The organism is Paenibacillus sp. MT86, assembly GCF_058792535.1.
Window position 1 is genome coordinate 4503166 of sequence record NZ_CM179499.1, and the last position, 23384, is coordinate 4526549.

At 53.3% G+C, this 23384-nt stretch carries 18 protein-coding genes and 2 pseudogenes; 7 read left to right on the forward strand and 13 right to left on the reverse strand.

What is annotated here, in order from left to right; genetic code table 11:
• The first annotated feature begins 47 nt into the window (after positions 1–47).
• The gene (locus AC3RCL_RS20105) at positions 48–866 is read left to right on the forward strand and encodes an AraC family transcriptional regulator (RefSeq protein WP_090911011.1); all 819 of its coding nucleotides are present in this window, start codon (positions 48–50) and stop codon (positions 864–866) included.
• 98 nt (positions 867–964) lie between these two features.
• On the opposite strand, the gene yxiS is transcribed toward AC3RCL_RS20105, so the two are convergent.
• Positions 965–1279, reverse strand: coding sequence for a protein YxiS (yxiS, locus tag AC3RCL_RS20110; protein WP_492531539.1), 315 nt, complete (start codon positions 1277–1279; stop codon positions 965–967).
• A 95-nt stretch (positions 1280–1374) separates the two neighbouring features.
• Complete coding sequence (locus tag AC3RCL_RS20115; protein WP_015734420.1) at positions 1375–2076, reverse strand: TerC family protein; 702 nt, start codon at positions 2074–2076, stop codon at positions 1375–1377.
• A 516-nt stretch (positions 2077–2592) separates the two neighbouring features.
• Here AC3RCL_RS20115 and AC3RCL_RS20120 point away from each other — a divergent pair.
• The 3 genes from AC3RCL_RS20120 (at position 2593) to AC3RCL_RS20130 (ending at position 4582) form a co-directional block, all read left to right on the forward strand.
• Complete coding sequence (locus AC3RCL_RS20120) at positions 2593–3207, forward strand: TVP38/TMEM64 family protein (RefSeq protein WP_492531541.1); 615 nt, start codon at positions 2593–2595, stop codon at positions 3205–3207.
• A gap of 93 nt (positions 3208–3300) precedes the next feature.
• Positions 3301–4266 carry a peptide-methionine (S)-S-oxide reductase MsrA gene (msrA, locus tag AC3RCL_RS20125; protein WP_375120954.1) on the forward strand — a complete coding sequence of 322 codons (966 nt, stop codon included), beginning with the start codon at positions 3301–3303 and terminating at the stop codon, positions 4264–4266.
• Positions 4267–4399: 133 nt separating this feature from the next.
• Complete coding sequence (locus AC3RCL_RS20130) at positions 4400–4582, forward strand: DUF2188 domain-containing protein (RefSeq protein WP_015734417.1); 183 nt, start codon at positions 4400–4402, stop codon at positions 4580–4582.
• A gap of 65 nt (positions 4583–4647) precedes the next feature.
• On the opposite strand, the gene AC3RCL_RS20135 is transcribed toward AC3RCL_RS20130, so the two are convergent.
• Positions 4648–5340, reverse strand: coding sequence for a YitT family protein (locus AC3RCL_RS20135; protein ID WP_009592920.1), 693 nt, complete (start codon positions 5338–5340; stop codon positions 4648–4650).
• A gap of 490 nt (positions 5341–5830) precedes the next feature.
• Between AC3RCL_RS20135 and hmpA the strand changes: the two genes are divergently transcribed.
• On the forward strand, positions 5831–7039 hold the full coding sequence (hmpA, locus tag AC3RCL_RS20140; RefSeq protein WP_492531545.1) for an NO-inducible flavohemoprotein: 1209 nt from the start codon (positions 5831–5833) through the stop codon (positions 7037–7039).
• Positions 7040–7239: 200 nt separating this feature from the next.
• On the opposite strand, the gene AC3RCL_RS20145 is transcribed toward hmpA, so the two are convergent.
• The gene (locus AC3RCL_RS20145) at positions 7240–7749 is read right to left on the reverse strand and encodes a Crp/Fnr family transcriptional regulator (RefSeq protein WP_096773206.1); all 510 of its coding nucleotides are present in this window, start codon (positions 7747–7749) and stop codon (positions 7240–7242) included.
• Positions 7750–7930: 181 nt separating this feature from the next.
• On the opposite strand from AC3RCL_RS20145, the gene AC3RCL_RS20150 reads away from it, so the two are divergent.
• Positions 7931–8317, forward strand: a complete 387-nt coding sequence (locus tag AC3RCL_RS20150; RefSeq protein WP_492531547.1) for a YhjD family protein — start codon at positions 7931–7933, stop codon at positions 8315–8317.
• Between the two features lie 29 nt (positions 8318–8346).
• The gene (locus AC3RCL_RS20155) at positions 8347–10494 is read left to right on the forward strand and encodes a YhgE/Pip domain-containing protein (protein WP_492531549.1); all 2148 of its coding nucleotides are present in this window, start codon (positions 8347–8349) and stop codon (positions 10492–10494) included.
• 127 nt (positions 10495–10621) lie between these two features.
• Here the strand turns inward: AC3RCL_RS20155 and AC3RCL_RS20160 are convergent, their stop codons facing one another.
• The 9 genes and pseudogenes from AC3RCL_RS20160 to AC3RCL_RS20200 form a co-directional block, all read right to left on the reverse strand.
• Positions 10622–11707, reverse strand: a complete 1086-nt coding sequence (locus AC3RCL_RS20160) for a glycosyl hydrolase family 18 protein (protein ID WP_492531551.1) — start codon at positions 11705–11707, stop codon at positions 10622–10624.
• A 27-nt stretch (positions 11708–11734) separates the two neighbouring features.
• Complete coding sequence (locus tag AC3RCL_RS20165; protein WP_492531554.1) at positions 11735–13492, reverse strand: polysaccharide deacetylase family protein; 1758 nt, start codon at positions 13490–13492, stop codon at positions 11735–11737.
• 56 nt (positions 13493–13548) lie between these two features.
• Positions 13549–15419: pseudogene (locus AC3RCL_RS20170) on the reverse strand (glycosyltransferase family 2 protein).
• Positions 15420–15439: 20 nt separating this feature from the next.
• Entirely contained in the window at positions 15440–16753 is a 1314-nt protein-coding gene (locus AC3RCL_RS20175; protein WP_492531556.1) for a nucleotide sugar dehydrogenase, read from the reverse strand.
• Between the two features lies 1 nt (position 16754).
• Positions 16755–18205: pseudogene (locus AC3RCL_RS20180) on the reverse strand (polysaccharide deacetylase family protein).
• Between the two features lie 456 nt (positions 18206–18661).
• Positions 18662–19588, reverse strand: coding sequence for a hypothetical protein (locus AC3RCL_RS20185; RefSeq protein ID WP_096773199.1), 927 nt, complete (start codon positions 19586–19588; stop codon positions 18662–18664).
• Positions 19588–20949, reverse strand: a complete 1362-nt coding sequence (locus AC3RCL_RS20190; RefSeq protein WP_015734405.1) for a nucleotide sugar dehydrogenase — start codon at positions 20947–20949, stop codon at positions 19588–19590. Before AC3RCL_RS20190 ends, AC3RCL_RS20185 begins: the two co-directional genes overlap by 1 nt.
• 174 nt (positions 20950–21123) lie before the next feature.
• The gene (locus AC3RCL_RS20195; protein ID WP_096773198.1) at positions 21124–21930 is read right to left on the reverse strand and encodes a response regulator transcription factor; all 807 of its coding nucleotides are present in this window, start codon (positions 21928–21930) and stop codon (positions 21124–21126) included.
• Between the two features lie 58 nt (positions 21931–21988).
• Entirely contained in the window at positions 21989–23356 is a 1368-nt protein-coding gene (locus AC3RCL_RS20200) for a glycosyltransferase family 2 protein (RefSeq protein ID WP_176502381.1), read from the reverse strand.
• Positions 23357–23384 lie beyond the last annotated feature (28 nt).

Genomic DNA, 23384 nt, shown 5'->3' on the forward strand with positions numbered 1-23384 from the left:
GAACAATCTGGTCATTATTTTCTTATTCTTCAAAGGGGACTTTAGCAATGGATTCAAATCTTTCCAACCAAGTCGTAGCAGCGGATTTCTCATTTCATCGCAAACCTTTCAAGATGTCCCTGGCGGACGGTTTCGACACCTATTTGATGCGTTGGCAGACCGACGGCAAATGCCGCGCCAAAATCGACGGCAAGCTGTCGCTCGTCGAGGCAGGGGATCTGTTGATCTTCACGCCCGGACAGCCTTATGAACTTCGAATCGATGACGAATACAACGCATTGGGTGAATTGACCATCGAAAGCGGCGATTATCATATTTTTTTCAAAGGGCCTTGGGCGGACGCGTGGTGGAATTCCAAGAAACGCCCGACCAAAATCAGGGTGCCGCTGGAGGAGCGATACCTGAGTCTGTTTCGGCAAATTCTGCTCGAGCAGCGGCGCGTATCGGATCCTTATCCCGAGATTTCGGATTACACCGTGCGGATTCTGTGCCTGGAGGTGGACCGCCTGTTATCGGAGCAGCCGTCAACAACCCCCAAGACGTATCTCGCCTACCGCATGAAGAACTACATTGAAGAGAATGCCTCCTCCATGTTCAAGCTGGAGGATGTCGCCGCCCATGTCGGCATCAGCGTTTCCCGGGCAGTCCATCTGTTCAAGGAAGCATTCGGCACCACCATCATGCAGTACACCATGGACGTGCGACTGAGCATGGCAAAGGAACGGATCGTTTTCAGCCCCCTCTCCCTGGAGGATGTCGCCGAAACCTCCGGCTTTGCGAACTACACTTATTTTCACCGCGTTTTCCGTTCCCGATTCGGCGTTTCGCCTAAGCAATTCCGCATGTCCAGCCGAACCTCCAATTAATGGTCATACCTCCACTGTAAAAAAGCGGGCCGACCAAGGTTTTTCCTTGATCGACCCGCTTCTTCTTTGAATCGGATGTAAGATATTCCATGATTCCGTTACTTCTTGTCAGGACCAAGGGTGGCCGCTGCCTCGGCAACAACGATAGCCAAGTCTTCATTACCGAACATCGACAGGACGCCAAGCAAGGTCTGATCCGGTATTTCCCCAGCCTCTTCTTTGGGCACCGTCAGTTCAAGCACGCGCGTCAACCGCTCATTGTCCGGCTGATCCGGATAGGCTTTACGGTACAGCTCAGCCGGATCCAGACTGTGATTCACACACCACTGGGCAAACACGAGGATCATCATATCCTCATCCTGACGGTACGATTCCGCTATCCGTTCTTCTACGGACTTCCCCGCAGATTCCATGCATTTACTCCTCCTCATGCGAACAGGGCGTTATGAGCTCTGTTCGTTCATGAAGACATTATACCGCTTGGTTCCGGTTCAGACAAAGTCTTAAACTAGTCGACCATCTTTACCTGTACCGGGTTGCTCTTCGCTTTGTGCTCATTCTTCTTCTTCATCCAGGTTCCGATGCCGATGACGATGGCAATGACGATAACCTCAAACCCGTACTTCACGACGCCATTTGCGAACCAGCCGTGAATCATCGGCTCTTCCACCACCATCTTCGATGCGGTCCAGGCTAACACCGCAGCGCCGATCGTGATGATAATCGGGAAGCGATCCGTCAGCTTCAGGATAATGGTACTGCCCCACACCATGATCGGAACGGAAATCGCAAGTCCGACAATAACGAGCATGAAGCTTTCACCGGCAGCGCCTGCTACGGCAAGAACGTTATCCAGTCCCATCATGGCATCCGCGATGATGATCGTACGGATAGCCGCCCACATTTGGTTGCCCGCGGAAATTTCATGCTGCTTCTCATCGACCAGCAGCTTGTAGGCAATCCACAGCAGCGCAATGCCGCCGATCAAGCGCAAGCCGGGGATCATCAAGAGCTGGACAACGAGCAGCGTGGCTACGATCCGTATGATGATCGCACCGACGGTTCCCCACAGGATGACCTTCTTCTGGTCCTCTTTCTGGACATTGCGAGCGGCGAGACCGATAACGATAGCATTATCGCCTGCCAGCACGAGGTCAATGAGGACAATCGACAGCAGCGCGGTCCAAAATTCCATCGACAGCAAATCCATGATTCCCCACCCTTTCTTTCATGTTCTGATTAGGTTTTCACCTACCGATGTCCTCCACCCAAAAAAACGCTGTTCCCTTCATCGGTAGGGTCTACAGCGTTTTTTGGACGCAAAAATAGACCTCCACCTCATCATGAAACAATCAGGCAAAGGTCTCGCTAAACAACTCATCGTTGCCAATAAAGCCGGGGAGGGTTAGTCCCGTAATGACGACTTTACTTACGATATAGAATTTATAAGTCATCGGCAGAGCCCATGAAATTCTATATCGCAAGAAAACCTACCGTTGAAGTCGCGGTTGTTCATCCTTGATAAGGCCACGACCGAGGTTTTCTTATGAAGCTACTCCCCTTTGGGAACTATTCGGTTGGACATATTATAACATACGAAAAATCGCTTGTATATTCAAATTTTTCCATAGTATCGATTGCGAGAGTCTTCCAAAGACGGGCAGCATGCCTGTTTTTTTGCTATCATGGTGCTATTCAGGTCAATGATGCAAAGTGAGGATTCTACATGAAGAGATGGATCATCCCCATCCTATATGCGGCAGTACTGGCACTTGCTTTTTCATACAGGCATGATATCACGGAGTGGCTGGAGAGCGATCCCCCGCTCTTCCTCATGATCCTGCTGGCAGCCCTGCTTGCCTTATTTCCCATAGCCCCCTACAAAGTGGTTATCGCTATTCTCGGGTATGCATACGGCACCGTCTGGGCGGCAGCCATATCGTGGTTCGGAACGACGATCGCCGCCGTCATCCTGTATGCGGCTGTGCGGTCTTTATATCAGGAGTCCGGCAGACGGCTGCTTGGGAAATACACGGCCATACACAGGTTTACGACCGCGGTTGAACGGCGCCCCTTTCAGTCGATCCTGCTCGCTCGCCTGCTGCCCGTGATACCCCAAATGGCCGTCAATCTATATGCCGGCGTCGCCTCGATCCCATTCTGGACGTACACCGCCGCTTCCGCCATCGGCAAAATTCCAGCCATCCTCCTGTACGCCTGGCTTGGCAGCGGATTGGCCGATCATCCGGTCATCTTCGCGGCTGTAGCGGCTGGACTTATGCTGCTAACCGCTTTGTTCATGGCCGCTTTCCGGTGGTGGTATAAGGGGAGAACGACATAATCGGAGCAATTTTTTGGTTTCCTTGACCAAAATGATTATAATAACAATAAGACTTACATTTTATATTGTTATAAAACGATGGAGGGATAATATATGAATAATCGTTCAACCCCAAGCGAATTGGCTACCTTTGCGGGAGGCTGCTTCTGGTGTATGGTCTCTCCCTTTGACGAGCTGCCGGGCATTCTGAAGGTCGTTTCCGGTTATACTGGCGGCCACAAGGAAAATCCAACCTATGAAGAGGTATGCTCCGATACCACAGGCCATTATGAGGCCGTTCAAATCACCTATAACCCTGAAGTTTTCCCATATGAGAAGCTGCTCGAGCTTTTCTGGCAGCAAATCGATCCTACGGATGAGGGCGGACAATTCCATGACCGCGGGACATCCTACCGCACCGCTATTTTTTACCATACGGAGGAGCAGCGCGAGCTTGCGGAGCAATCCAAGCAGGCCGTGGCGGCCAGCGGACGTTTCGACGGACCGATCGTGACGCCGATCATCCCGGCGAGCACCTTCTATGAAGCCGAGGAATACCATCAGGATTACCACAAGAAAAATCCGAGCCATTACAAACGCTATCGCAAAGGCTCCGGACGGGAGGATTTCATTGAGCAGCACTGGTCGGAGCCTGTGGATACCGCCGAGCTTAAGCAGCGCCTGACGCCGATACAATATGAAGTGACGCAGAACAACGCCACCGAACCCCCGTTCCACAATGAGTATTGGGACCATCATGGGGAAGGCATTTACGTCGATATCGTGTCCGGCGAGCCGCTCTTCAGTTCTACGGACAAATACGACGCCGGCTGCGGATGGCCGAGCTTCACCCGTCCGATTCGCGAATACAACATCAAGGAAAAAATGGATCTTACCCACATGATGGTCCGCACCGAGGTACGAAGCAAAAAAGGCGACTCTCACCTCGGCCATGTGTTCGACGACGGGCCCGGACCGAACGGGCTACGTTACTGCATCAATTCCGCTGCGCTCCGGTTTGTGCCGAAGGAAGAAATGCAGAGGGAAGGCTACGGCGAGTATTTGCAGCTGTTCGAATAAATCCAAATTTCCAAATGCATTGCCCCTCAGGGGTAATGCATTTTTTTGTGCGGTTGAACCCGTTTATTCAATTTGGTTGCACGGGGTAATATACAGTACATGCAATGAACAGTTGAATTGGAGGGATCGTACCATGCCTTGGAGCAAAAATGATTATCCACCATCCATGAAAAATCTGGAGCCCCGGGTGAGGAATAAAGCCGTGGAAATTGCCAATGCCTTGCTGGAGGAGAACTACGATGAGGGACGTGCCATCGCCATCGCCACCGCCAAGGCACAGGAGTGGGACGAGAACCACCCCAAGGACGAGAAGTAATCGATTTAAAGCACATGAAAGAAGCTCACCCTGCATGCGGGTGAGCTTCTCTTATTGGGACCGCATTACGAACGGCCGCTAACGGTATGCTGCGCTGTTTTCGGAGTAACCGGAGTGCTTGGGGCACGGACCGCCTTCCGAACCGGTTTCTTTTCCGCTTTCTCGGTACCGTACGTCACTGTGATGGTGATCACTTGCCCGGCAATCGATACGGCTAATATAGTATATAAGGTTTCAACCAATGGCATATAGAATAGCGATAATAGCAGTACTACGGCATCCATCAGGAAAAACACCGTCCCTACCTTAAGCCCGCTCCACTCGCTGAACAGCACGGAGATTACGTCGTCACCGCCTGTCGCCCCGCCATAGCGGAGCACGATGCCGGCTCCAAAGCCCGTCAATAATCCGGACAGCAGCGCGGCTGCCAGCAGGTTATGATTCAGATCGATAACCAGCGTGGAATACCGCTCGATCAATGCGTAGAACAAGGTAAACATGCTCGCCGCAACAACGGTATTGAATATGAATTTCCGGCCCTTGATGAACAAGGCAATCAGCAGTACCGGTATGTCCATAAGGACCATACTCAATGCTGGCGGAATATCAAGCGCATATTTGCCAAGCAGCGCAAGGCCGACAAAGCCGCCTTCGGTCAAATGATTGTGAAAATTAATGTGATAATACGTAAAAGCCATTAAAAACGTTCCGAACAACATCGCCGACATGGTGATAAATGTGTTTTGTCTTTTCCTCATACAGGATCCCTCTTGTCGTAGTAGATTGGTCAGACATAGGCCAATCTCTACCTTGAGGCAACCTGGAGGAGTTCATCCTTCGAACCATAGTTCCCATCCTTTCGTAGAGACCGTCCTTGTCTTCAGACGTCCGACTTCGCTCTACAAAGGAAGCTATGTGTATGAGAGATCATAACGTTTCCAAATCGTCCTTTGGGGATTCGTCCTTCGGGGACACATGGTATCCTGATCCTTTCTCGTTTTAGTTAGAGTGCTAACATTATTATAACACAGTTGGCATACAAGCTAAACAGCTGGCTAGAATGAATTGGAATCTCTATATGGAATATGTAAAAAATCCAGCTTTAAGAACCTCCTGCGCGTAAAAATATTGTTCACATATTCGCTGAATCCGATGTGATCTTAATCACAAGAGCCCCTCCATCGCCTGTCTATACTTAAAGGGAACACCAACTCGACTAAGTATCATATGAATCAAGGGGGAGTCTGCATGTTAAGCCAACGTACGATCGAGGTCGTTAAATCGACCGTGCCGGTTCTGGAAACCCACGGCACGGCAATCACAAGCGCATTTTACCAAAAGTTGTTTCATCATCACCCGGAACTTCTTAACATATTCAACCATGCGAATCAAAGAGAAGGCAAACAGCCCTTTGCCCTGGCCAATGCCGTATACGCAGCCGCGGCCCATATCGACCGTCTTGAAGCCATCGTCCCGGTTGTTAAACAAATCGGACACAAGCACCGGGCATTAAACATTTTGCCGGAACACTATCCGATCGTCGGCGAAACGCTGCTCGGCGCCATGAAGGATGTGCTTGGCGATGCCGCAACGCCCGAAATTATCGAGGCTTGGGCCGAAGCTTATGGCGTCATTGCTGATGTCTTTATCGGGATCGAGGCGGATATGTACCAGCAAGCCGCAAACAAAGCCGGCGGCTGGAGCGGATACCGTAATTTCGTCATTGACCGGAAGGTGGAGGAAAGCTCCGTCATTACTTCCTTTTATCTGGTACCGCAGGACGGCGGGGAAATTTCCGATTATCTGCCCGGCCAATACATCACGCTTCGGGTAAAACCTGAGGGCGAAGCCTATTATCATAATCGTCATTACAGCCTCTCGTCCGCACCCGGACATCCTTACTACAGAATTACGGTGAAACGAGAAGACGAGCTGGATGGAAAGCCTGCCGGCATCGTCTCCAACTGGCTGCACCGTCATGCAGAGGTTGGAACCGTTCTAGAGGTCACGGCTCCGGCCGGAACCTTTACGCTGGATACGGAAATCGATCTTCCGCTTGTCTTGATCAGTGGCGGCGTCGGTTTGACCCCGATGGTAGCCATGCTCGAAACCGTGCTGCTGGAACAGCCGGAACGGAAAGTAAGCTTTATCCATGCGGCCAAATGCGGCAGTCAGCATGCAATGAAGCTGCATATCGATGAGCTCGCCTCGAAGCATCCGCAGCTAAGCACGTACGTCATTTATGAACAGCCGGAAACGGAAGACACTTGCCACCACCAAACCGGCTACATCGATCTGGAGTTCCTTCGCAAAACGGTCGATCCGAAAGCCGACTTCTATTTCTGCGGGCCGGTTCCGTTCATGCGTGCCGTGAACGGCCATTTGAAAGCGATGGAGGTACCTGCTGACCGGATCCACTATGAATTCTTTGGTCCTGCCGGTACGCTGGAAAGTTAATATTAGGTTAACCGTATCTCAAAACCAAAAAAGATGCCCCTCTTCTGCAAAAGGGGCATCTTTTTTGGTTTGGCGCCTTCCGGCGGCATCGATCAGCCGCGAAGGGTGCATCGACTCATTGCTTTGTCCGGCGCATGCTCGTACAGGGTTTTATAAACCGATGTATAAAGCCGGTTCAGGCGTCGGCAAAGGGATATGGGCTAAACGTGCTTGCCGTGCTCCCGCAGCAGCCGGTTTACCGTTTCTCTCCTTACCCCGATCAGTTGTCCGATCTCTTCCTGAGTCAAATATTCGGTCAAATGTATCCCTTGGGAATACTCATCCAGCCATTGAATCAGCAGCTCCAGCCGCTCCGCCGGCCCGCCCACGGTTAAGTGATCCAGCCTCATCTGCATGAACCTCACCTTTTCCTGCAGCAATCTGGCAACCTCGAGCGGTTTTCGCGGATCCTCCTCCAGCTGTCGATACCAAGTTTCAGCCGATATTACCTCCACTTCGCTCTGAATCAGCGCGATCGCGGTTCCATGCGTTTCCTTCGGGCTGATCAGCGAGTGATGGGGTACCGTTTCGCCGGGATATAAAATATTGAAAAGCACCATATTGCCGTTGGCATGCAGACGGGTCACCTTAAACAATCCGCTCCGAATGTGATATAAATGATCCCCGCTATCCCCTTGCCGGAACAATATTTCGCCTTTATGCAGTATCATGGTTAATCTCCTCCAGAAAAAATGCAGTTATCAGGAGTGTAAACGATATGCCGCCATGAATCCACTGAGGTGATCACAAATGCCAGAAATTAATGGTTGCAGGCCGAATAAGGATGGCATACCATGTATATAATAGAACGTGCGTTCTTATATTTTTTTCATGTCCGGGGATGTGTCTCTTATGATGAAACCTTCCACTCCTCCTCCGCCTTCGGTCGAAGACGAAGCCCTGATCAAAGATTATCTGCTGCATGACCTGCTTCAATCTGTTCTCGAACGGGATATTGGAATCCTCAAGACCCTCAAGCTCAAAATGGCCGAAATCTATATTTTAAATCTGCAGCATATCCAAAAAGGGATTTCGGCACGCGCCTGGTCCATTCAACAGCAGATGAAGCGGCGCGGCATCCGGATTCAAAGCCAGGACCGTACCCCCGAGGAAGGGCTGCAGGTGCATTATCTGTGCCGCGGGTATGAAGGCAGCCTGCTCTGCGATCGGCCCTCTCTCAAGGAAGAGATAAAGGAGCGGCTCGTTTCGTATCTTGGCACGGATTTGGCGGCATACTAGCTCCAACTACGTACAAGACAGGAGCGCTCATGAAGAATATTATCCATATATATTCTGCCGATATCCGTAGAATCGTCCGCAATTGGGCTGCAGCCGTTATCATCGGGGGTCTTGCCCTCCTTCCTTCTCTATATGCCTGGTTTAACATCGAAGCTTCCTGGGATCCCTACGGCCAAACCTCAGGTGTATCCATTGCCGTTGCCAACCTGGATAAAGGCACCACCCTTCGCGACCAGCCCATTAACCTGGGCAAAGAAATCGTGGAGTCCCTGCATCACAATGAGAAGCTGGGGTGGCGGTTTACGGAGGACAGCGAGAATGCGATACAGGGGGTGCGGCGCGGCACCGATTATGCCGCTATCGTCATTCCGGAGAACTTCTCCGCCCGGATCGGCACCGTACTGACCAATGAGCCCGTCAAGGCACAGATCCTCTATTACACGAACGAAAAAATCAACGCCATTTCGCCCAAGGTGACGGCCCAGGGGGCATCTGCCGTCGTGGAGGAAGTCAGCAAAAATTTCATCAAAACCGCCAACGGCACCATCTTCGAGATTTTCAACACGCTCGGGATCGAGATCGAGAACCAGCTCCCTGCGATCAACAAAGTACGAAGCTTGCTGTTCCGGCTCGAAAAAAGCTTTCCCGAGCTCAACGAGGCGGTGAGCACGGCCCAGCAGGATATCAAGCTGGCCAACCGGTTGGTTCAGCAGGCCGATGCCGCTCTGCCCCGCCTTGAAGGGATTGCCACGGACGGCAAGGAAATGGCCGGTGCGCTGGCGGAGTTCGCGAATCAGGCCGCAGGGGCCTCGAAATCGCTGGAGCCTGCGCTGCGACAGGACTTGGAGGTGCTGGGTGCAGCCACCGGAGCGCTTTCGCAAGTGCTGGACGCGCTAGGGCAAAAAGGCATCGACCCGAAAGAGCTGGCCAGCCGCCTGACCGCTGCGAAGGAGCGCGCTCAGACTGCAGCGCAAGCCGCGGCCAGGCTGGGGCAATTGTTCAAGCGGCTGGGCTCGATCTCCCCGGCGGCGGCTTCCGCGGCGGCCAAACTCGAGGACATTGCGGCACGATGGACCTCGGCTCAAGCCGCGCTCCAAACCATTGCCCAAGCCGTGGAACGGGGGGAGGAAGCACCTGCGGATTCCATCGATAAGCTGAAGAAGCTGACCGATGACATTACGGGGCTGACCGACGCGCTGCTAAGCCGGTACGACAGCGAAATCGGCCCGGCGATAAGCAAGGCCTTCACCAAGGGCTCCGATACGGCCAAGCGCGTTCAGCAGGAATTGACCCAGGCGCTTGCCAGCGTCCCCGACATCCAGCGTTTGCTTCAAGATGCACGGAAAGGGCTCAAAGTGGGAGGCCAAGAAGTACAGCTCGCCCAAAATCGTCTGCCGGAGGCGGAGCTTCGGATTACGCAGCTGGCCAACCGGCTGCGCGAGATGGAAGCGGAAGGGGATATTCAAGAGATCATCGATCTTCTCCAAAACAATTTCGAGCTCGAGAGCCAGTTTTTTGCCGAGCCGGTTACGCTGGAAGAGAATCGCCTGTACCCCATCCCGAACTACGGCTCCGCGATGTCGCCCTTCTTCACGACCTTGTCCTTGTGGGTTGGCGCCCTGCTGCTCGTTTCCCTGCTCTCCGTTGACGTACATGATGAGGAGAGAAGCTTCCGCAGCATCGAGGTTTACTTCGGACGCTATCTCACCTTTCTGACCATTGCCCTGTTCCAGGCGCTGTTCGTTACCCTAGGCGATATTTATTTGCTGGGAACCTACGTGGTGAACCCCGGCTGGTTCATTCTGTTTGCGCTGCTGATCAGCTGCGTTTTCATGCTGATCGTCTATACGCTGGTGTCCGTGTTCGGCAATGTCGGAAAAGCGATGGCGATCGTTCTGCTCGTGCTGCAGCTGGCGGGCGCTGGCGGGACCTTTCCGATCCAGATGACGCCGCCGTTCTTCCAGGCATTGCATCCGTATTTGCCGTTCACCTATGCCATCAGCATGATGCGGGAAGCCGTCGGCGGCATCCTGTGGGATATCGTCATCCGCGATATGCTGCTCATGCTGGTCTTCGCGGCGATCGCGCTTGTGATCGGGATCGTGCTCAAGAAGCCGATCAACCGGGCCAGCAGCGGGCTGATCCGCAAAGCGAAAGCTTCGAAGCTCATCCATTGACTCCCCTTTCGATGGGGACGGACAGAATGACGAGCGGACTCCCCCCGAATGTGCCCATGCGCGAAAGGACACCCCGAGCGGCTTCTTATTGAAGCCGCGGGGTGTCCTTTTGGGTGGTTATGCGAAATCATTCATGATGGGATTGCTGTCGAAATTCGCTCAACTTCTGCAGCGTATTGGCATCCATTTCGCCGAGCCGCCAGATCGCAATCTTCAAAATGCCCGCCTCCCCCGCCGCATCCATCCATCCGGCAAGGGTCGTTCCGTCCGCATACCATACGGTATGCCCGATGCCTTGGTCGTCCGTGTACTCGAAGTATAGGGCCCCGCTGTCCGGATCCCGCTTCGGTTCGTCCGGGCTGGCACGCGCCAGCTCTACCGCACGCTTCTCCGTTAAAGAAACCGCCTTGCCATTCTCCGCCCAGTCAAACCCGCCAACCGACAGCGCGATGGCATGGTCTCCCGGCAGCTGCCGCAGTTTGCCCCCCAGCTCCTTGATCATGGCATAATCCGCCTTCGGTCCGGGTCCGCTATGCCCCCCGTACAGGTTGTATGCCATCAGGACATAATCCGGCCCCTCCGGCAGCTTAAGCGATGACAGGGATACGCCAGGCTCCAGCACGATTCGAAGCGAGAGGCCTTCCGCCAGGAGACGATCATACAGCTCCTCGTACAGCGCGGAGAGGTTGGCCCCATCCTCCTTGCGGACCTTCTCGTAATCCAATTCCACGCCGTCAAAGCCGTGCTGGGATGCCATGTCCAGAATCTGCCTGATATGTTGGCTGCGGCTTTCGGGAGTAGCGACGAGCCGGGATATCAGCTCCGGATCCTTCTGTTTGGCCGTTCCATCGGGATGGAAACGATCGTTGACGATCGTCAGGACGCCGCGAGCCGGCCCCCCTTCCTTGGACGCCTCCAGGAACGCAGGCAGCGCCTCCCGAAAATCCGACGTCAAGTAAAGCTCGTCTTTATGATTGAAATAGGCTGCAAACAGCTTGATTTCTTCAAGCCCATCACCGAGCTGCTTCCAATCTGTCATGCCCGTCTCCCACTGCCAATCCGTAATCCAGGCAGACAGCTTGACTTGCGCCTGCAGCGGCTGGGGCAGCATCGATGGCTCCTTCTTTTGATCCTCCAACCACCAGAAGGAGACGGCAGCGCACAATACGGCAAACCCCGCAGCTGCCGCCCATTTCTTCCTGCGATTCTTCATTCGTTGTTCACGTCCTACGCCCAATTTTTAGAAAGTCTCGACAGCCCAGTCGACCGCGCGATTCATGCTTCGCTGCACGCCGGTCAGGACACCGGCAAGTCCGGACGGCTTGTTCGTAAACAGCAGCTTACGTTCGGCACCCGGTTGCTCCGACACAATCGTGACATCTTCAAAGACGGCGTCGTAAATATCATCCTTTTCGTTCTGCTCATGATACTCCGATTCAAGCGCCACGCCTCCTGCGCCAATCGATGCATCCACAGGCTGCCGGTCCAAAAGCACCTGCCGATCAACGCTCACGGACAGGGCATCGCCTTTCACCGAAATCTCCAGCCACCGATTTCCGAGTATGTTGACAGGGTACTCATTCTCATCATCCCGGTCTCCGGACAGCGTCTGCTCCTTTGTATAGACCGAAGCCTTATCGAATTGCAGATCCTCTTCGCCCCATGCCACCTTCGGCAAGGCAAACGTGAACAGCTCCTCGGGAGCTTGGCCCGCTATCTTCTGTTCCACCACCACGTAGTTGTTCTCCAGCAGAAGCCTGAGATACGAACCCTTCGTTCGGTCGTAACGGACATAAACCGACTGCCGTCCTACCACATTGCCGAGCGCTTTGGCCGAGACGGTGACGTCTTGCTCCCCGCTGCCCTTCAAATACACGGTTCCTGCCTGGGACGGGGGCGATGTGACCACCATCCGGTTATCCGTAAATTCTGCCGCTCCGCCAAGCAGCTCCCACTTGTCAGCCTGCTCCGTGTCGCCCCGTACAAACTGCATAGGCTGCCCTTGGTCCTTATGCAGCTTCATTAACAGGTGATTGGTAGACCAATACGGCGCGGGCTTGACCCGGGTCAGATTATACAGATCGCTATCCTTCGAATTGAAGGCAACGCCTTCCCGGTTGAAATTCATCCCGAACAGCTTCTGAATCTGATCCGAATTGGCATTCGCCACAAGCTGATTCATTCCTCCGCCGAGCGCATTGGCATGCATGATCATATACGTGAGCGGAACGTAACCGAGCGATTCCGTGTAAACCTTGTCCATTGCCGCATAGTCGGCCCGGATCCGCTCTTCCATCTCGGCGCGGTTCTCGAGCGGAATCATGTTCTCGTCGCGGATGAAATCCATCAAATAGTGGTTGTAATATTCCACGTTGGATTTGACCGTCAGCTCGCGCTCGTCTTTAACGCCGACATAACGGCCCTCATCATCGAAAATATTGATATAGGTCAGCCGGTTGCCGTTAGTCCCAAGCTCCCAATACCCGGTGCGGGTCATCTTCAGCATGTCCTTCGGCTGCAGAAATTTCCGTTCGCTGTTGCCCATTTTGTTGGCATAGGACAAAAAGGTAGCCTTATAATTATATTTTTCAAGCAGCGGCTGCGCAAACAGCGCGGAATCATTCCGCCCGTCTTCAAAGGACAGGTACAGCGCCTTGTCGGGCAGCTTCTTGCCATGGCTGTAATAATCGATGATATCCTGCTGCGAAATCGTCGTATAGCCCTGTTCGTATAAGGCCTTCAGCTGGGCATCCAGCTGGGCCTTGGATACGTGCTTGGACGTCCCGGTGCGGCCGACCCCGAAATAGGACAGGGCAATAAAGCCCTGATCCTGACGCCAGGCGGATCTGTCCGGCTCCTTATATGTTCGAAAATCGAAAATCGCATTGGCCAACAGGACGGCTGCAACGGCCAATACAATGACCTGTGCCGTTACTTTGATGATTTTCCTGCGATTTTTTCGCCGAACATTGAGGGCTGTTTTTTGTTTTTTAGCCATATGTCATCCTCACTTCAATCCTCACTTCAATCCTCACTTCAACCGTTTTGACACGATTAGAACGGTAATCCGAATTTTTTGCCTTTGCGCTTGCGGGCTTCCTTCTTCTCCCTGGCTTCGATATCCTGCGGCGTTTCCCGGGTACCCCACGTCGATTTCCAGAAGGTAAACCAAGCCACCGGCATCTGCCATAACAGGACGAATTCATAGAAGAGACAGAATACGAAGCCGAACACCCAAAGTCTGCTCTTCCGGAACAGCAGGTGGGCCAGGCTCATCAGCAGCGCCATCAGCAGCAATCCCATCAGGAAGGTCCCCGGGAAAATGCCGTGAACGATCGGCACGTACATGAGGTTGTAGGCAACCACGACAGGCGCGGCAATCGGCACGATCAGGCCTATGTAAAAAAACAACGCCATAAACGGCTCTTTGCGCCATATGAAACTTCCGGCCCGCAGCGATTCGCGCAGCCAGGAGCGCTTCCACCGCATCTGCTGCTTCAGAAACACCTTCATCTGCGAAGGCACGATCGTCGAGCAAATGGCAGAATCCTGGTAAGCGGTCCGGTGCGTTTTCAAAATAAAGTTCGTCATGCTCCGGTCGTCTCCGAAGGTGGCGGGCCTGCCCAGAAACTTCTGGTTCAGCCAAGCGTCCGCATGCTGCACGATCAGCTCTTTCCGATAGCAGGATAACGGACCCGACAGGCAGGTCACGCTGTCAAACCAGGACTCTGCCGCTTTCATGATCCGAAAGGCGATATAATAACGGACGGTCTGCAGCTTCGTCATGTTATTGGTATATTTGTTCTCGACGTCCGTCCGTCCGGCAACGCCGCCCATCTTAGGATCCTGAAAGGGCTGGACGAGGTGGCGAATCGCCGTCGGATCCAAGAAGCTGTCCGAATCCACGAAGACCACCAGGTCATGCTTGGCCATCTCGACGCCTGTGACCAGAGCGGCCCGTTTGCCCGCATTCTCGGGCAGCACCATATAGGACAAGCGCTCCCGGGTAGCGTAACGCTCCGCCTCGGAATGAATCAACTCGATCATGTCTTGGATCTGCTGTACCGACTGGTCCGTCGATCGGTCATCCACCACAATGACCTCCAGCTTGTCTACGGGATAGTCCTGATTCATGCAGCTAAGTATCGTGCGTTTGATCCATTCCGCTTCATTGAAGCAGGGGATGATAATGGAAACTCCCGGCGTATAATCCGGATTGATCGGCACATCGCGGTACAACGCTCCGAACAGGTAGCGCGTCAGCAGAAACAGGGCCGCGATCAGGCTGTATAAATACAGCACCATGTTGTATTTGAAATAAATGATGCTCTCCGCCCGCATCAGCATGATGAAGAGCACCGCCATGAACAGCAATGCGCTGGCGGAATATACGGAATACCCCCACCGTTTGGCTGAAAATAATCCGTGAGCGGTTTCTCGAACTCCAAGGCAAGCAGATGCTCTTCGCCGGCTTCCGTCGAATTCGAGGCCCTGCGGACAACGGCTGCATCGATTCTGACGGCCGATTCGAAGCCCTCGGGCATAGCCCCCGGCGGGATGCGGAATCGCGCCTTCACTTTGTCGCCGACTTCGAGGCTTGAAGAGGCATCCGGCAGCCTGAGCAGAAGGCCCGTGGCCGAAATATCGGTAGCCACGCCCTTAATCCCGGCTTTTTTCTTTTTCCCGTTCGGGACAAGCAAAACTTCAAAATCCGCCTCGTAACGCAGGCTGAGCATCCGCAGCTTGTTGACGTAGTCAGAGCTGGACAAATCCTCCCCGGGCTTCTGCGCCCGGTTGCCTCTTCGGTCCGCATTCATCCGGATCTGCTCCGGATCGGGCACATAGGAAAGAGTCCGCCTGTCCGTGCGCGGAAGCGTTAGCACTTCCTTGGTGCTCTTCGGTTGCTTTCTTTTTATAATCCTCATTGCCTTCTCCCATCGTTATCTTACAAACTCCAATAATGAAAGCCATGGGCTTCGCATTCGGTTTTTGGATAAGCTCCCTTCACGTCGATCAGAAGCTTCGCCTGTTCCGAGCTGAACATCTCCTTGAATGCCGCAATCCCGAGCTGCTTGAACTCCCGGTGAGCGACCGCCACAACCGCAATCTGGATTCCGCTCAGCTCGCTCATGTCCGACAGCTCGATGCCGTATTCCTCATAAGCCTGCTTCGGGTCTACGTGCGGGTCCGCCACCATCGGCCGGATTCCGTAATCCTGCAGCTCCCGAATAATATCGATGACCTTGGAATTGCGGATATCCCGGCAGTCCTCCTTGAACGAAAGGCCCATGACGGCCACCTTCGCCTTCATCAGATCTATCCCTTGGCGAATCGCAAGTTTAATGACGTGCTGGGCGACGTATTTTCCCATTCCGTCATTGATATGCCGTCCTGCCAAAATAATCTTGGAATGATACCCCGTATCCTCGGCCTTATACGTCAGATAATACGGGTCGATTCCGATGCAATGCCCGCCGACGAGGCCAGGGCGGAACGGGAGGAAATTCCATTTCGTTTCCGCTGCGCGCAGCACGGCATTCGTATCGATGTCCATCTGGTTGAACAGCATCGAAAGCTCGTTCATAAAGGCAATGTTGATGTCGCGCTGCGCATTCTCGATGACCTTTGCCGCTTCCGCCACCCGGATGGTTTCCGCCCGGTGAACGCCTGCCTCGATAATCAGCTCATACAGTCTGGCAACCGTCTCCAGCGCCTCCGGATCATTGCCGGACACGATTTTCACGATGGACTCCAGCCGGTGGACCTGGTCTCCGGGGTTAATCCGTTCCGGGGAATACCCCACCTTGAAATCCTCGCCCAGCCGCAGGCCCGACTCCTCTTCGAGAATCGGAATGCAGACTTCCTCCGTAACGCCCGGATAGACCGTTGACTCATAGACAACCACCGCTCCCCGCTTCAAGGCGCGGCCGACCAAAAGGCTGGCATTCCGCACGAATTTCAGGTCCGGCACATTGCCGCTTTTTACGGGTGTCGGAACGGCCACGATAAAGCAGCGAGCCTCCTTCAGCTTGTCCGGATCCGAGGTGAAATCGGCCGCACTGCCCGCAAGCAGGGCATCTCCGATCTCACCGGTAGCATCGAATCCGCTGCGATACTGAGACACCTTCGCCTCGCTCAGATCAAAGCCGATGACATCCAGCCTTTTCGAGAACGCGACCGCCAGCGGCAGTCCGACATAACCCAGTCCGACGACCGCCAATTTATCCACGCGGTCCAGCATGTTTTCATATAATTCCATTTTACTCCATCTCCATTGCGGCCTGGTCCTGCAACTGCATCATGTCCGCCATTTTTACAAACGTGTACCCTTTATCCTTGAGGCCTTCCAGCACGCGCGGCAGCGCCTCAATGGTATGAATGTCATCCAGCATATGCAGCAAGATGACGCTTCCCGGCTGCGTCTTGGTCATAACCCCGTTCACAATATCGTCTGCACTATTGGAAATATCCCAATCCAGCGTCGTCACGTCGTACATGGCAATCACCGGGTAACCGACTGCCGCCAACGCTTTGGCCCGTTTATCGTCGACCACGCCGGTCGGCGGACGAAACAGCATGACAGGCTGCTGCTGGATGGCTTCGGTAATGACCTGATGCGCCTTGACGACATCCTGCTGAAGCTCTTCGGGCGTCAGCGATGTAACGACGGGATGGCTGTAGGAATGGTTGGCCACGTCATGCCCGCCTTCCACCATCGCCCGCGCCAAATTCGGATTGCTTTCCACGCCTTTGGCCCTCAGGAAGAAGGTCGCTTTGACATCATGCTCGGCCAAAATATCGAGTATGCGGGTCACCGTTTTATCGCTTCCGAAATCGTCAAACGTCAGGGCGACTTCTTTTTTGTCGGTATCGACTTGATAAACCAGCTCATACTTCGCCCGTTGATAATCCGGATTGATGCGGGCAGCGTCATATCCCGGAATTTGCTCGAGCGGCTTACGCTCGCCCCCGTTCTGCACCAGCTCATCCAGCGTAACCAGCCGATATCCGATATCGTCCACGGCCTTGGCAATGTATTTTATAGAAGAGACCACTTCCGGATTGACGTCGGTGTTCATGGAGATGATGCCGCCTCTGGAGACGAACCTCGCCACGTATTCTCCGATGGCTTCGGCACTCTGCATATCGCGGTCCTTCGGATTGATGTTATAGCTGACAACCGCCTTCATTCCAAGATGCGCTGCCGCCAGCGGCACATCTTCCGGGTAATCGCCCGAACGCGTCCGGACATAGCGGGGCTGGGCGCCGGTCTCCCGTTCAATAACGTCGTTTGCCAGCTTGATCTCCTTATAGATCTGATCGTAATCCAGCTTGTTCATATCCAGCTGATTGAGCGTATTGTTCTCGATTTCATGGCCTCCGGCCAAGATTGCCCCCGCAATGTCCGGCTCCTCCGCCACTCGGATGCCCGGAAGAAAGAAGGTCGCCTTGATTCCGTACGTTCGAGTTCATCGATCAGTGCCGTCATGGTGGCTTTATCCCCCATGCCGTTAAAGGTAAGCGCCAATTCCTTCCTGGCCGTATACACGTACGGAATTTCCCTGCTCTTCTCCCCCGTATACCGCTCCACCTTTTGAGCAGGCGCTATTGGACCTCCCGCTTCATCGCTGGAGGCTGCCTTACCGCCAAAAAAACCGCAGCCGCCCAAAAACGCCAGGATCGCCAGCAAAGCGGTCATTCGGGAAAGCATGCAAAACACTCGGTTACTACTAGAAACTCTCTTCATTTGAATACTCCTTTAACATTTCAAACAGGGCTTATTGTGGAGCCCCTCCTGAACAAACCATTAGAATTTAACACCAACCTGACGTAATTGCTATGCTTTTTTGAAAAAATTCATAAAATTCCACCTTTTTCAAAAATCAATAATTTAAGAGCTTAGGAATCGTCTTCCACCTTATGTCAATGTTTGCCTTTTGATTCAAAGCATGTTCCTCTGCCTGCCGCTCAATGATTCCCATTATAGAATTCGGTTCTCTACAATTTCTAGACAATACCGCGCAGACCCGATTTCTCTTCCCTTCCTTGGACAAAAAAATACCCCCGAAAGTCTCTTGGAGACCTTCGGAGGTACGTTGAATGAGTGAATGATATGAAGTTGTTTCCTTGTAACACGGAGCAGAGGCGGCAGGCCATCATGGCAATATCACCGCTCTTCCCCGCCCATCGCGGTTCGTTTGTGGACCCAGGCCTGATAGTGATGGACGGCCAATCCCGCGAAGGAGGAATGGTCGCTGCCAAGCTTGGCGGCACGCAGGGCTTCGTCCTCCATCTCCTGCTCGCTCTTGGAATAAAAGGTCAAATGCTCGCCTTCGTCCGTATCCCCGAGCTCCATGCCGATCCACACGGATTTGCCAAGTTCGTCGGCCTGCTCCAGCTCCTCCTTGGACAATTCATACATCTGCTCCCCGCTGTCGCGGTATGCCATAACGGCAATCGCATCCGTATTTTGGATCATCCAGCGGCTGAACGAATCGGTATCCGCTCGGCTCGGTCCAGGTATCGAATCAAGCCAGAACGGAACCGCGGCACTGAACGGGAGACCCTGACGCTTGGCCTCCTGGACCCAGACTTCCGTGTTGGCGCTCCATTCTTCCACTACCCGTTCCTGTTCGCGATCCCACCTGCGAAGCACGTAAGGCTCCACATCGAACTGCACGCCCTCGAATTTCTCCTCGGGGGCGGAAGCCTGGTTGTACTCTTCCAGCCAGGCCAGCAGGTCCATCCCTTTTTGCCGGCCTTCCTCATAAGCCCAGTCGGGGTGGCCGTTCAAAGCATGGACGCTGATGCCCTGCCGATGTGCCGCAGCCACGAAATGGCGGTACTCCTCGTCCGTAACCTCTTGTTGAATTTGCAAAAAGATCGTTGTAATGCCTTCCCTGCCGCTAAAGGCTACAATCTCCTCCGTTTCACTTCGGATCAGACTTGCATCCCACAGCCAGGTAGCCTTGTTTTGATTCACCTTGCCTGACGGAAGAAGAAAAAGGATCAGCAGCAAAAGACAGATGCCGGCAGCCAAGATGATCCACTTCGCTTTTGCATCGATATGCCTCAGTCTTCTCGTCCATTTCATCAGATCAAGACAGCCTCGCCCGGCTCAGGCACATGCTGAACGGAATGACCGATCTTGTAAATATGAGGCTCGGCATACGCTTTAAATGCATTCCGCGTGTCCAAGATCGGCACGCCGGCCGAAGCGATCGAATGATAATCCAGATTGCTGTGGTTCGTAATGAGGACGATGCAATCGTACCGGCTGAATTTCGCGAGATCATACTCCACGCTGCGAATCGTTTCGCCTTGCTTATCCACGAAACTGTTGGCATACGGATCGTAGTAATCCACATAAGCGCCGTTCTCCTTGAACTGTTCGTAAACTTCGAGGCCCGGGGATTCGCGCAAATCGCTGATGTCCGGTTTGTAGGCCATGCCTAACAACAGGATATTGGAGCGTTTGATCGATTTGGCATATTCATTCAGAATCGTCGCCGTTTTGTTGATCACGTAGTAAGGCATGTTGTCATTGGTGGATTGTGCCAGCTCAATGAATTTGCTGTAAAAGCGGAAGCCCTTGGCCTTCCACGATAAGTACATGGGGTCCAGCGGGATGCAGTGGCCGCCGATGCCTGGCCCCGGATAGAACGGCATGAAACCGAACGGCTTGGTGGCCGCCGCATTGATCACTTCCCATACATCGATGCCCATACGGTCGCACATCATCGCCATCTCGTTGACGAAGGCGATATTCACGCTGCGGAACGTATTTTCCAGCAGCTTCGACATTTCCGCAACTTTCGGATTGCTGACAGGTACAACCGTCTCCACGTACTGTTTGTACAGCGCTTCGCCCAGCTTCAGGCAGGCATCCGTCGTTCCGCCGATCACCTTCGGCGTGTTCCGCGTATTAAAGCGGCTGTTGGACGGATCGACGCGCTCCGGCGAGAAGCACAGATAGAAGTTCTGGCCGACCTTGTAACCGAGCTTCTCGATCGGTTGTTGAATCAGTTCCTCCGTGGTTCCCGGATACGTCGTGCTCTCCAGCGTAATTAACAGATTAGGCTTCATGAAGCGTTTGAGCTGATCGACTACCATTGTAATGTAGGAAGTATCCGGGTCCTGATTCTCGCTGAGCGGCGTCGGCACGCAGATGCTGACCGCGTCAATGACGGCGATCATGCTGTAATCCGTTGTCGGCTTAAAGCGTCCGGTCTCCATGCATGCCGCAAGCTCTTCGGACGAGATGTCCGTAATGTAGGACTCGCCGCGGTAAATGCGGTCGATTTTGTCGGAATCCAGATCGATGCCGATGACCGTAAATCCTTGTTTCACCATTTCCACAGCCAGCGGCAAACCTACATAACCTAGTCCCACAACACCCAGTACAGCTTTCTTATTTTCAATGGCACTCAATAAAGTTTCATATTCCTCATTCACAAGTATTCAACCTCCATCGGATGTATAGTCTATTCGTCTATTTCTTTTGTTCGTCGGCCAAAAGACAGACTTGTTTGTTGAACTCTTTCCTTGCGATTAAAGAACCTCTTCAGCTCAACTAATCACGTATCAATCCTGAATCTCATCTAACTAAAAGCTTTAATAACCATGTGTTTAATGAAGGCAGCGTCGGATGCGGGCATCCAGCTCCACCGGCGAGAACGGTTTGGTTACGTAGTCATCGACCCCGTTTTGGAAACATTGGCTGATGGTTTGCTCTACCCGCTTCTCGGTTAACACGACAATTTTCGGCGGCTCCTTCACGTCCAGCTGCTGGATATGATGAATGAACGGCAGGCCGTCGATGCCATGCAGGTTCAGCTCGGTCAGGACAAGATCCGGCTCCCATTTCGGGATGAGCTCCAGTGCCTCCAAACCATCCACCGCTTCCAGCGTTTCGTAACCCTGCATGGCCAAGCGAATCTGTAAAAATTCCCTCACCGTGGCATCTTGGTCCACAATGAGAATGCGGTTTTGGCCGCTGTCCGCTTCCTCCTGCGTAAATATATGAATATCCGAAGAGGTGCTGAGCCTGGCGGTTTCCGCCATCTGCTTCAACGTCTGCCGAGGCGGCGCTTCCGTAAGCGCTGCAAGCGTAATACGCGGGTCCGCTTGCTCGAAACGGCCCTGCAGATGCTGCTTCAGGAGCAGTGCCTGATAATGGGCGGCATCCAGCGTGTAGCCAGGCAGGGTAACAGCCGATACGCCGGTATTGGCGTCGTGCAGAACCTCGCCGTTTACGCCGGTCAGCTGGTCCATAAAGCTCTGAACCTCCGCCAGCTCAGCCTCCGTCCCGGACGGATTGCCAGCACAGTACAGAAACAGCAATGCTGTTCCATTGGGATGTTCTCTCACTTCCTCCTCCACGCGGCCGTAAAAATCAACGGCCTGCACGCGTTGCAATGTTGCCGATTGAGACATAACAGTAAGTCCCACCTCTCTTTATATTTTGATGCTGCATTTGAACCGGGCCTTGAAGTCAAGCCGCCTCGTTCTTATCTTTCCAGCTCTGCCGGGTCATGGTGCCCCATGAATTGTTGTTTTGCAAATATTGAATATGTCCCTGTACTCTCCACAGCACGCCAAGCTGATGGTAACCCACAAACTTGAGCGCCGAGAAGAGGAGCATTTTCACCAGGTCGGACAATTTGGTATACCGGCGGAAGGCCATCTCCTCCAGGATGAGGGCTCCCACACTGAGCAGGTACCCGCTTAAAAAATTGACGAGCCCGAACACGACCAGCACATGCCAATTTGTCATATCCAGCAAAACATATCCAAGCAGAGCCAGAAGGCCCGTAATTCTGAAGTAAGGGTTTAGCGCTTCGAAAATAACGTTGTAGGGCATTGTCAACAAGCCCATGACTTTATATTTCGGATTGAACACCATATCCCGGTTCTCGATCATGTTCTTCAAGTTTCCGCGTCCCCAGCGCTTGCGCTGATTGGACAAAATGTTGTAGCTGTCCGGCGCCTGCGTCCAGCACACCGCTTCCGGACAAAAGGAAACGCGGTATTTGATTTTATTTTCCAGCATATAGCGGTGCAGCTTGATAATGATGTTCATATCTTCGCCGGGGTAACCGCCGCGATAGCCGCCAACCGCAATGACATAGTCTTTCCGGAACAAACCGAAGGCCCCGGAGACGATGATGAGCCCGTTGAAATGGCTCCACCCGATTCGGCCCCCCAGAAAAGCTTTCAAATATTCGATCGATTGAAACATCGGCCACATCCGGCGCGGCAAGGATACGTCCTTAACCTCACCGTTCTCGATCACGCAGCCATTGGCAATCCGGACGTCGCCGCCGATCGCCACCGTCTCCTCGGGATTCTCCATGTACATCCGGGCCATCCGGATCAGCGCATCCTTCTCCAGCAATGAATCCGCATCGATGGAAGAAATCAGCGGATAACGGGACAGGTTGATGCCCGCGTTCAAGGAATCCGCCTTACCGCCGTTCTCCTTGTCGATGAGGTATAGCTGCGGGTACTGCGGATTATAATAAATGCCCCGCACCTTGTTCGTGCTGATGTTGCCTCGGATCTCCGGATTGGGCAGCAGTGTCAAACCATACTCCTCAATCAGCACCTTCAGCGTTTCGTCGGAGGATCCGTCATTGATGACGATGACCTCGTAGGTTGGATAGTTCAGCGTCATGAGGCAGCGGACATTCTCCGCGATCGTCAGCTCTTCGTTATAGGCCGGGACCAGCAAGGATACCGATGGTACCAGTTCCGATCCCGAAAGCGTATTGTATTTCGAATACGTCGCGCGTCTGAAAATATCCTTAATATTTCTGAAAGAAAACATCAGAATTACAAAATAAAGCGCGCTAACGATCATGACGTAATAAATCGCCACCATCCCGTAA